Origin of the sequence: Dietzia sp. DQ11-71, from assembly GCF_014144995.1 — a bacterium.
GTDB lineage: Bacteria > Actinomycetota > Actinomycetes > Mycobacteriales > Mycobacteriaceae > Dietzia > Dietzia kunjamensis.
In genome coordinates this window covers 1-9,089 of sequence record NZ_JAALDT010000261.1, presented here as the reverse complement: position 1 = coordinate 9,089, position 9,089 = coordinate 1, and the positions used below count along the sequence as shown (strand labels likewise).

General features: G+C 71.1%; 9 protein-coding genes and 1 pseudogene. 1 reads left to right on the top strand and 9 read right to left on the bottom strand.

The window, feature by feature from the left end; translation table 11 throughout:
- The 9 genes from G6023_RS09905 to G6023_RS09865 all read right to left on the bottom strand — a co-directional run.
- Positions 1 to 328: cation:proton antiporter (locus G6023_RS09905; RefSeq protein ID WP_182635254.1), on the bottom strand; the 328-nt coding region annotated here is incomplete at its 3' end.
- Positions 325 to 591, bottom strand: coding sequence for a hypothetical protein (locus tag G6023_RS09900; RefSeq protein ID WP_182635253.1), 267 nt, complete (start codon positions 589 to 591; stop codon positions 325 to 327). The genes G6023_RS09900 and G6023_RS09905, both read right to left, overlap by 4 nt.
- Before the next feature lie 26 nt (positions 592 to 617).
- Positions 618 to 2,066, bottom strand: a complete 1,449-nt coding sequence (gene mgtE, locus G6023_RS09895) for a magnesium transporter (RefSeq protein WP_182635252.1) — start codon at positions 2,064 to 2,066, stop codon at positions 618 to 620.
- The gene (locus tag G6023_RS09890) at positions 2,059 to 2,436 is read right to left on the bottom strand and encodes a cation:proton antiporter (RefSeq protein ID WP_182635251.1); all 378 of its coding nucleotides are present in this window, start codon (positions 2,434 to 2,436) and stop codon (positions 2,059 to 2,061) included. The genes mgtE and G6023_RS09890 overlap by 8 nt, the downstream gene beginning before the upstream one ends.
- On the bottom strand, positions 2,433 to 2,690 hold the full coding sequence (locus tag G6023_RS09885; RefSeq protein ID WP_182635249.1) for an MrpF/PhaF family protein: 258 nt from the start codon (positions 2,688 to 2,690) through the stop codon (positions 2,433 to 2,435). The genes G6023_RS09890 and G6023_RS09885 overlap by 4 nt, the downstream gene beginning before the upstream one ends.
- Positions 2,687 to 3,058, bottom strand: coding sequence for a Na+/H+ antiporter subunit E (locus tag G6023_RS09880; protein WP_182635247.1), 372 nt, complete (start codon positions 3,056 to 3,058; stop codon positions 2,687 to 2,689). Before G6023_RS09880 ends, G6023_RS09885 begins: the two co-directional genes overlap by 4 nt.
- On the bottom strand, positions 3,055 to 4,752 hold the full coding sequence (locus tag G6023_RS09875) for a monovalent cation/H+ antiporter subunit D family protein (protein ID WP_182635244.1): 1,698 nt from the start codon (positions 4,750 to 4,752) through the stop codon (positions 3,055 to 3,057). The genes G6023_RS09880 and G6023_RS09875 overlap by 4 nt, the downstream gene beginning before the upstream one ends.
- Positions 4,749 to 5,162 (bottom strand): sodium:proton antiporter, encoded by a 414-nt coding sequence (locus G6023_RS09870; RefSeq protein ID WP_182635241.1) that lies wholly within the window; start codon positions 5,160 to 5,162, stop codon positions 4,749 to 4,751. Before G6023_RS09870 ends, G6023_RS09875 begins: the two co-directional genes overlap by 4 nt.
- Positions 5,159 to 8,086 (bottom strand): DUF4040 family protein, encoded by a 2,928-nt coding sequence (locus G6023_RS09865; RefSeq protein WP_182635239.1) that lies wholly within the window; start codon positions 8,084 to 8,086, stop codon positions 5,159 to 5,161. Before G6023_RS09865 ends, G6023_RS09870 begins: the two co-directional genes overlap by 4 nt.
- A 168-nt stretch (positions 8,087 to 8,254) precedes the next feature.
- Between G6023_RS09865 and G6023_RS09860 the strand changes: the two are divergent.
- Positions 8,255 to 9,089, top strand: a pseudogene (locus G6023_RS09860) (hypothetical protein); the annotation flags it as partial.

Sequence of the window (9,089 nt, the reverse complement as noted above, 5' to 3'; positions counted from 1 at the left end):
GGCTCGTCCCGGACCCCGGGGCGCCGTCCGCCTCAGGGGCCGCCTCGGGGCCCGAGCCGAGCAGGGACGCGGAGACCGCGGCCGCGCCCATGCCCAGCACCCACACCAGCATGAACGTGGCGGCCGCCCACAGGGAGTCGGAGGCCAGCGACAACGCCAGCATGACGAACCCGAGGCCCAGGGTGTCGGCCTTGGTCACCGCGTGCAGTCGGCTACGCAGGTCGGGGAACCGGAGCAGGCCGACGGTCCCGGCGGTGAAGAACAGCAGTCCCGCCGCGGCGGACAGGACGATCGCGACGTCGCGCGCCATCTCCAGCGCGTTGCTCATCGACGCCCCAGCTCCGCGGTCACGACGGTGACGGTGACGACCAGCGCCAGCGCCACGAGTGCGAGCGCCGCCGAACGGACCGCCGGGGCGCCGGCCAGGACGGACAGCGTACACAGCAGGGCGGCGCCGGTGGTGCCGGCCAACACGACCCCGGTCACGCGGTCACGCGGGGAGGGGCCTCGCACCACCCGCACGAGGCAGGCCAGCACGTTGAGCAGCAGAGCGGCCACCAGGAGCTGCAGGGCCAGCTGAACCACATCCACCTCCCGCGTCGGGTCTTCTCCCCTGCCTACAGGCCCAGAACGGCCCGCGCTACCAGGAAGTACACGATCAACCCGATCGCGTCAACGAACGTCGTGATGAACGGGTTGGAGAACACCGCCGGGTCCGCCCGGACCGCCTGTGCGAGCAGCGGCATGAGCCCGCCCACCGTGGCCGCGATGGTGCACAGCGCCAGCAGGGTCAGCCCGATGACCAGTCCGAAGTCGAAGCCGAAGATGAACCCCGCGGCGATGAGTCCCACCGCGCCCAGCGCGAGCCCCAGGATGAACCCGGTCCGCACCTCCTGCACGAGTACCCGCAGGGCGTCGCGGGGGCGGACGTCGCCGAGTGCCAGGGCGCGGGTGACCGTCGTGGCGGCCTGGTTCCCGGTGTTCCCGCCGGTACCGATGATGAGCGGAACGAACAACGAGAGCGCCACGACCTGCTCGAGCGTGGTCTCGAACACCGCCAACACCTGCACGGTGAGCGCCGCGCCGAGTCCCAGCACGAGCAACCACACCACGCGCGACCGGACGATCGACCGCACCGGGGTGGCCAGGTACGGCCGGCGCAGGGGCTCGGAGCCACCCTGGCGGGCCGCGTCCTCGGTCTCGGCGTCCTCGAGGATCCGCAGCGCGTCGTCGACGGTGAGAATGCCCACGAGACGGTCCTCCTCGTCGGTGATCGGCAGGACGATCACGCGCTCGTCCGCGCTGAGCCGGGCCGCCTCCTCCTCGGTGGCCCGGGCGTGGATCGACACGGCGTCGTTCATGAGGTCCCCGACGAGGGCGTCGGGATCCGCGCCCATCAGCGATCGGAGCCCGACGACCCCGACGAGGCGGCGTCCCTGGTCGACGACGGGGATGGTGTAGATCGTCTCGACGTCGACGAGTCGGCCGTGCACCCGCGCGAGAGCCTCTGCTGCCGTCATCTCCGGGCGGGCGGAGACGAACTCCGGCGTCATCCTGCGGCCGATGGACCCGGCCGGGTAGCCCAGGATCTCGTTGGTGAGGGCACGCTCCTCCCGCGGCAGGCCCCGCAGGAGCCGCGTCGCGACGGAGGCCGGCAGCTCGTCCATGAGCGCGACGCGGTCGTCGGGGTCGAGTTCCTCGAAGAGGTGGGCGACCTGTTCCTCACGCAGATCGCGGAGCAACTCGGACTGCACGGGGGCGTCGAGGACCTCGAACAGCACGAGCGCCCGCCCCTTGGGCAGGAGTCGGAACGCGACGGCCCGGTCCCGGTCGGCGCTGCGCTCGAGCATGTCCACCACGACCTGGTCGGGCAGTGACGCCATGAGGCGCGAGGCGGCACGGAGATCGCCCCGGGAGCGGAGTCTGGACAATCGCCGGGTGGCCTCGTCGAGGCCCAGGTCGCCGTAGGTCGAGGATTCTTCGACCGGTTCGTCGATCACGGCGAAACCCGTGGCGTCGGTGGGCGGACCCCCGAGGTCGTCGGGGAAATCGTGTGGCTCACTCATCGCGGGCCACCTCCGGGGCGTCGGGCGCGGGATCGGCCGTGAACTCGATCTGCGAATACCGGGTCATCGGGGTGGGGGCGGCCCCCGAGAGGAACCCGGCGCGGGCGATGGACATCGCGCCGATGGCGGAGGAGGCGAACTGCAGTATCGCCGCCACGACCACCTTGGGTGCCGCATCCCAGGACGGGTGCAGCAGGAAGGCGCCGACGATCACGAAGACCAGCCCGAGGCCTGCGGCCGCGCCGATCGCCGAGGACCGCACGTACAGGTCCGGAAACCGCAGGAGGCCGATAGCGCCGCCGAGGAACACCACGGAGCCCACCAGGAGGGAGACCGATCCCAGGACGGTCGCGACGAGTTCCCAGGTCATCGACGACCTCCGGACATGAGTCGGGCCAGCGAGAGCGCGGAGACCAGGCCCACCAGCGTTGCGACCAGGACGAGGTCGTAGACGAAGGGACTGTCCACCCGCACGCCGACCAGGGCGAGGAGTGCGATGAACGCGAAGAACAGCAGATCCGCGGCGATCGCCCGGTCGCCGGCGTTCGGACCGCGGACCATCCGGTACGAGGAGAGGACGGCTGCGATCCCGACGAGGACGATCGCGATGTCGACGACGATCACCGGATGAACCCCTCTCTCCGGAACGCGGTCAGCATGTGGTTCTCCATGTCCTGTAGCGAGGCTGTCAGGTCGTCGGGATCCGGGAAGTACATCCCGTGGACCACGATCTCCCACCCGTCACCGTCACCGTCTCCGGGGTGATGCGCGCCCAGGGTCAGTGTTCCCGGGGTCAGGGTGATGAGTGAGGACAGTACGGTGACCTCGAGCTCGGTGCGGCACCTGGTGGTCAGCCGCACGAACCCGGGCTCTATCGCGGCGTGGGGCAGGAAGGCGTCCCGGACGACCTTCGCGCTGGTGGTGGTCTGCTGCCAGAAGAACCAGAGCATGAACCACACGACCCGCAACGGCCAGCTCAACGTAGACCTCATCCGAGCACCGCCCGGACGTAGACGGTCGGGTCGTACAGGTTGGCCGCCGCCGTCCCGGCCAGCTCCAGGAGCAGCTGACCACCCAGCCCGAGCCCCAGGGTCACCACGGCGAGCGCCAGGGCGGGTGCCGCGAGTGCGAACCCGATCCGGCGACCGGGGGGCACCATGCGGGGGTCGGCCTCGGCCTCGGCCTCGTCGGCGGCGGCGGTGGTGGTGGTCGCAGTGGTGGTGGCGGTGGAGCCCGCTGTGGCGGTAGGCGCGGCCGAGGTTCCGGTAGCGGGGCCGGTCGTGGTGGCGCCCGCTCCGGTCGGGTCCCGCCCGTCGGGGACCCCGGAGGCGTCGGAGTTCGCCGCCTCAAGACCGGGCGGGAGCGTGCGCGAGTCGGTGGCGGTGGGTTCGCCGAGGAATATCCCCGTCCAGATCTTCAGCATCGACAGCAGGGTGAGGATGCTGACCGCGACAGCGACCGCCGCCGCGGCGATCTGACCGGCATCGAACGCGGCGATGATGAGGCTGAGCTTGGCCACGAATCCCGAGAAGGGCGGAATGCCGGCCAGCGACATGGCCGCCGCGAAGAAGGCGACCGCGATGAGGGGTTCGGTCTTGGCCAGCCCCGAGAGTTGCCCGAGACGCCGGGGGCCGTAACGCACCTCGATCGCACCGATGGCCAGGAACAACGCGGCCTTGACGATCATGTGGTGCAGCAGATAGAAGATGCCTGCGGTCAGACCCAGGGGGCCGAACAGGGCCACCCCGAGGAGGATGTAGCCGATCTGGCTGACCATGTGGAAGGCCAGGATCGAACGCGGGGCGACCTCGCCGACCGCGCCGAGCACGCCGATCACCATGGTGGCGGAGAAGACGACCACCCCGACCCACAGGAACCGAGAGTCGCCGTCGAAGAGCACCGCGTAGACGCGGTAGATCGCGTAGATCGCGATCTTGGTGTGCAGGCCGGAGAACATCGCGGTGACCGCAGGGGACATCTTGGGGTAGGCCCGCGCCAGCCAGCCGTGAACAGGGACGACGGCGGCCTTGATGCCGAGCGCGAACAGCACCAGCGCAGTGGCCACGGCCACTCCGGTGTCCTCGGAGGCGGCACCGTGGAGTTCGGCGATGTTCACCGTTCCCGCGATGCCGTAGATCAGTGCCACACCGATCAGCAGGAGGGTCGAGGCGAGCAGGTTGACCGAGATGTAGAGGCGGGAGGCCGCGACCCCGGCCAGGTTGGCACGTCCGGACCGGGTGATCATCATGAGCCCGTACGAGGGCAGGAGCATGACCTCGACAAAGACGAAGAAGTTGAACAGATCGCCCGTGAGCAGAGCGCCGTTGACGCCCGCGGTCACCAGGAGCACCAGCGGTGGGAAGAACTTCTTGAACGCCTCCCCGGCCGGGACCGCGAAGGCCGCGCACGCCAGTGTGAGCAGACTCGTCACCGTCAGCATGAGGGCGGAGAACATGTCCAACACGAACGGGATGGCCACCCCGGGTGCCCACAGCGCGACCTGGTGCACCACCACCGAGCCGTCGGCCACCCACGGGACGGTGGCGATCGCCGCGGCCAGCTGAGCCACGAGGACGGTGAAGAGCACGGTCAGGACGAGGCGTGTCCTCGACGCGACGGCCACGAGCAGACCCGCCGTCAGCAGCGGGACGGCGACGAACAGGGTGAGGGCGGCCTCGAGCGTCATCGGTGGTTCCCTTCCGCATCGTGGATCGCCGGCTCGTCGGGCTCCGGGTCCTCCGGGTGCGCCCCTCCGGGTACGTCGGACAGGAGGTCGAGCTCGTCGAGGTCGCCGATGTCGGTGTCGTCGTCGTCCCCGCCGATCACCGCCAGCACCAGCAGATAGATCGTGATGGCGAAGGAGATGACGATCGCGGTGAGTACGAACGCCTGCGGGAGGCCGTCGGACGTCAGCGCCGGGTCGGGATCGGACACCAGGGGCGCCTCGCGCCTCGACGCCCCGCCGGCGGCCATCAGCGTGAGATGCGCGGCGTGGCTGAGGAGGATGAACCCGAGGATCACCCGGACCATCCCGCGCTGGAGCACCAGGAAGACGAAGCCGGCCATCAGGACGCCGACGGAGATCGCGAGGGTCATGCCTGTACCTCCGGGTGATCGGCCGGGTGATCGGCGGGGTCGTCAGGGGGGTCGTCGGCGACGTCAATGGTCGGCTCGGCGTCCTCGGTGGCCGCCTCAGTGGTGGCCTCTGCGCCCGGGCCGGCGGGGGCCGGCGGTCCCGACGGGCCCCGCGGACCGGTGGGTTCGTCGCTGCGGTCGTCCCCACCGAGCTTGTCGACCGCGGCCATGATCACGCCCAGCACGGCGAGGTAGACACCGACGTCGAAGACGAGCGCGGTGGTCAGGTGCACGCCGCCGAGGTAGGCGTGCAGCGGCAACAGGAACGACCCGTCGACGAAGCCCACCAGGCCCGTGACCACGCCGATGATCACGCCGGCCGCGATGACCGCGACATAGGGCACCCGGATGCGCGCGGACGCATCGTCCCGCGCGCGGAGGTAGTAGACCGCGATCCCGGCCCCGCCGATGAGCGCCGAGTTGAACCCGCCGCCGGGGGCGTTGTGGCCGCGTACGAGGAAGTACAGCGAGAGCAGCACGATCAGGGGCCCGAGGATCCGGGCGAACGTGCGCAGGAAGACACCGTTGTCCCCGGCGGGCAGGAGTGGCGAGTTCCCGGGGACGGTGAGCGGCACCTCGCGCCGGGGCAGTGCCCGCCGGGCGTGGAGGGCGAGGATCACCGCGAGGCCGGCCACACCGAGCACGGTGAGCTCCCCGAGGGTGTCCAGGGCGCGGTAGTCCACCAGGACGGTGTTGACCACGTTGATGCCGCCGGTGTCCTCCTCGGCGTTGTCGAGGAAGTAGCGCCCGACGTCGGAGAGTTCGCGACGGCCCGTCATCGCCCACACCGCCGCCCCGGAGGCCAGCCCGACCACGACCGCGGCGGCCGCGCTGACCGCCATCCGGGAGCGCGAGACCGGGTGGAACGCACGGGGAAGGCGCTGCAGGACCAGGACGATCACGACGACGGTGAGGACCTCCACGAGCAGCTGGGTCAGTGCCACGTCGACCGCACCGAGCGTGAAGAACCACAGCGCCATGGCGAAGCCGACGATCCCGACGTTCGCGACGGCTCCGAGACGGGAGCGCGAGACGACCATGGCCGCGGTCCCCACCCCGAGCAGAACCACGACCACCCAGTCCTCGACACGGACCGGCGAGCCCACCTCGGGGGCGGGACGGACCGTGGCCACGCCGACGGCGGCGAGAGCGAACAGCACGATCAGGACGGCCCACACGTGCCGGGAGATCCGGTCCGTCCGGGTCACGTCGCCGACACGGGCCCCTCCCGCGATGGCCCAGCGGCGCAGCGCGTCGACCGTGGCGACGCCGGTGATGGGCGCGAGTTCGCGGTCGAGGAAGCGCTCCACCGGGTGGCGCACGATGACCAGCACGATCCCGACGGCGATCACCGTCATGGACATGAACAGTTCCGGCGCGAATCCGTGCCAGAGCCCGAAGTCGGCCTCGTAACCCGCCCCGATGGAGGCGCGTGCCGCGGCGGCGACCACCGGCTCCAGGAGGAACCCGGTGAAGCCGAGGAACAACCCCAGTGCGGCGGGCAGCGCGGCGGGGATGAAGAACGATGCGCGGGGCGGCGCGATCGACTCCGGGGTGTCGTGGACGGGCTCCGGCCCCGGCCTGGCCGGCGGCCCGTGGGTGACGAAGCCGCCGAGCAGGAACCGAGCGGAGTAGGCGAAGGTGAAGGTGGCGGCGAACACGGCCAGGGCGCCGAGCGCGGGGCCGGTCCAGGCCGCTCCCGGGGCCTCGAGCATCGACTTGAACATCCACTCCTTGGACACGAAGCCCAGGAGCGGGGGCAGGCCCGCCATCGACGCCGCGGCCAGTGCCACGCCGCCCGCGGTGCCGGGCATGATGCGGTAGAGCGGCGGGAGGCCGCTCATGGCGCGGGTGCCGGTCTGGTGGTCGACCACTCCCACGAACATGAACAATGAGGACTTGAACAGCGCGTGCGCGATGGTGTGCACGATCGCAGCCACCATGGCCTCCGGGGTGCCCACACCGATCGTCGCCACCAGGAAGCCCAGCTGGCTGATCGTCGAGTAGGCGAGCAATTCCTTGAGGTCGTCACGCTGCATCGCGAACACGGCGCCCAGGACGGCGGTGGTCATGCCGCACGCGATGAGGAGCAGATTCCACACCGGGACGTCGTGCAGGGCCTCGGAGAACCGCAGGAGGAGGTAGATGCCGGCCTTGACCATGGCGGCGGCGTGCAGGTACGCGCTGACCGGGGTCGCGGCGACCATCGCGTCCGGCAACCACGCCTGGAACGGGAACTGGGCGGACTTGGTGAACGCGGCCATGGCGATCAGGACCGCGATCACGGCGGCGAAGGCCGGGTCCTGCGTCCACACCGGGTCCGACAGGATGTCCGACAGGACGGTGGTGCCGGTGCGGACCACCATGAGCGCGGCGGCGGTGAGCAGACAGAGCCCGCCCGCGACCGTGACGAGCAGCGTCCGCACCGCGGGCTGCGTCCCCTTGGGGCCCGCCAGCGTGATGAGGAAGAACGAACAGAGGGTCGTGAACTCCCAGGCGACGAACAGCAGAACGACGTCGTCCGCCAGCACCAGCCCGAGCATGGACGCGGCGAACAGGGTCATCAGGCCGTAGTAGCCGCCGTGCCCGCCGCCGCGCCCGAGGTAACGGGACGAGTACGCCATCACGACGGCGCCGATCCCGAGGACCAGCATGGTGAACACGCGTGCCAGCGGATCGAGGGCCAGGCGCAGGTCGATTCCCAGCGCCGGCATCCAGGCGATGGTGGAGACGGTGTCGACCGGAATGGCGACCCAGATGTACCCGGCCAGCGCCGCGAGCAACACCGCGAGCGGCCAACCGGCATCCCGCCCCAGTATCCGGGCCAGCAACGGCGAAATCGCCGCGATACCGAAAGCCGCTCCGAGGGCGAGGGTCAATGTCACGTGCCGTTGGCTCCGGTGCTGGTCGAGGTGGGCGACGGAGCAGACCCGTGGGAACCGAGCCCGCCGGGTCAGGCTACCACTGTCCGACGGCGCGGTTTCGGGCAGGATTCCGGGACGTGCCGGATGACCTGCGGGAACGTCCTCACCGGGGAAACTAGCATCCTCCACATGCCCCCCACCCCCAGTGCAGGCGACAGTGCAGGCGACCTCGGGGAGGACGCCGTCGACGGATCTACCGCCACCGGCCCCGACGCCGTCGACGGACCTCCCGCCGGTCCCGACGCCGACGACGGACCTCGTACCGCCGGGCGCGACTCCGTCAGCGATCCCGTCAGCGACCCCGTTCCGACGGCCTCAGCCGCACCGGGGCCCGCCCGGCGGGTGGCCGCGGTGGTTCTCCTCGCCCTGCCGCTCGTCCTGGCCGCGCTCTGGGCCGTGGTCGGGCCGACACCGCAGCAGGAGGAGGCCGGACCGGGAGCGGGCGGACCACTGCGCTCGGCGCTGTCGGAGGCCTCGGCCAACTCGTCGTTCACCGTTGCGGGTGCGGATCAGCTGCGCTCGGGTTCGGCCGAACTGGCCGACGGCGCCGAACAGCTGCGCGCTGGCAGCGCCGAACTGGCGGCGGGTATGGAACAGCTCCAGGCGGGGATAGGCCAGGCCGGGACGGGAGCCACCGAGCTGGCCGACGGGGTGGGGCAGGTGGTGGGCGCGGTCCGCGGCGTGGCCGTGATCCAGGGGCAGGTGTCGACGGCCATCGACGACGCGCTGTCGCGTCTGCAGGGCGACGACCCCGATACCGTCCGGGCCCGCGAGGCGCTCATCGGACTCAGGGACCAGCTCGCCACCCAGGGTCTGGACCAGAACACCCTGAGCGGACTGGACCAACTGGAGGGCGGCGCCGACGAGCTGGCCCGGCAGCTCGCGGCGCCGGGTGCCCCGTTGCGCGACGGGGTCTTCGAGGCCACCCGCGGCTCCCGAGACCTCGCCGCAGGCGCCGGCGAAC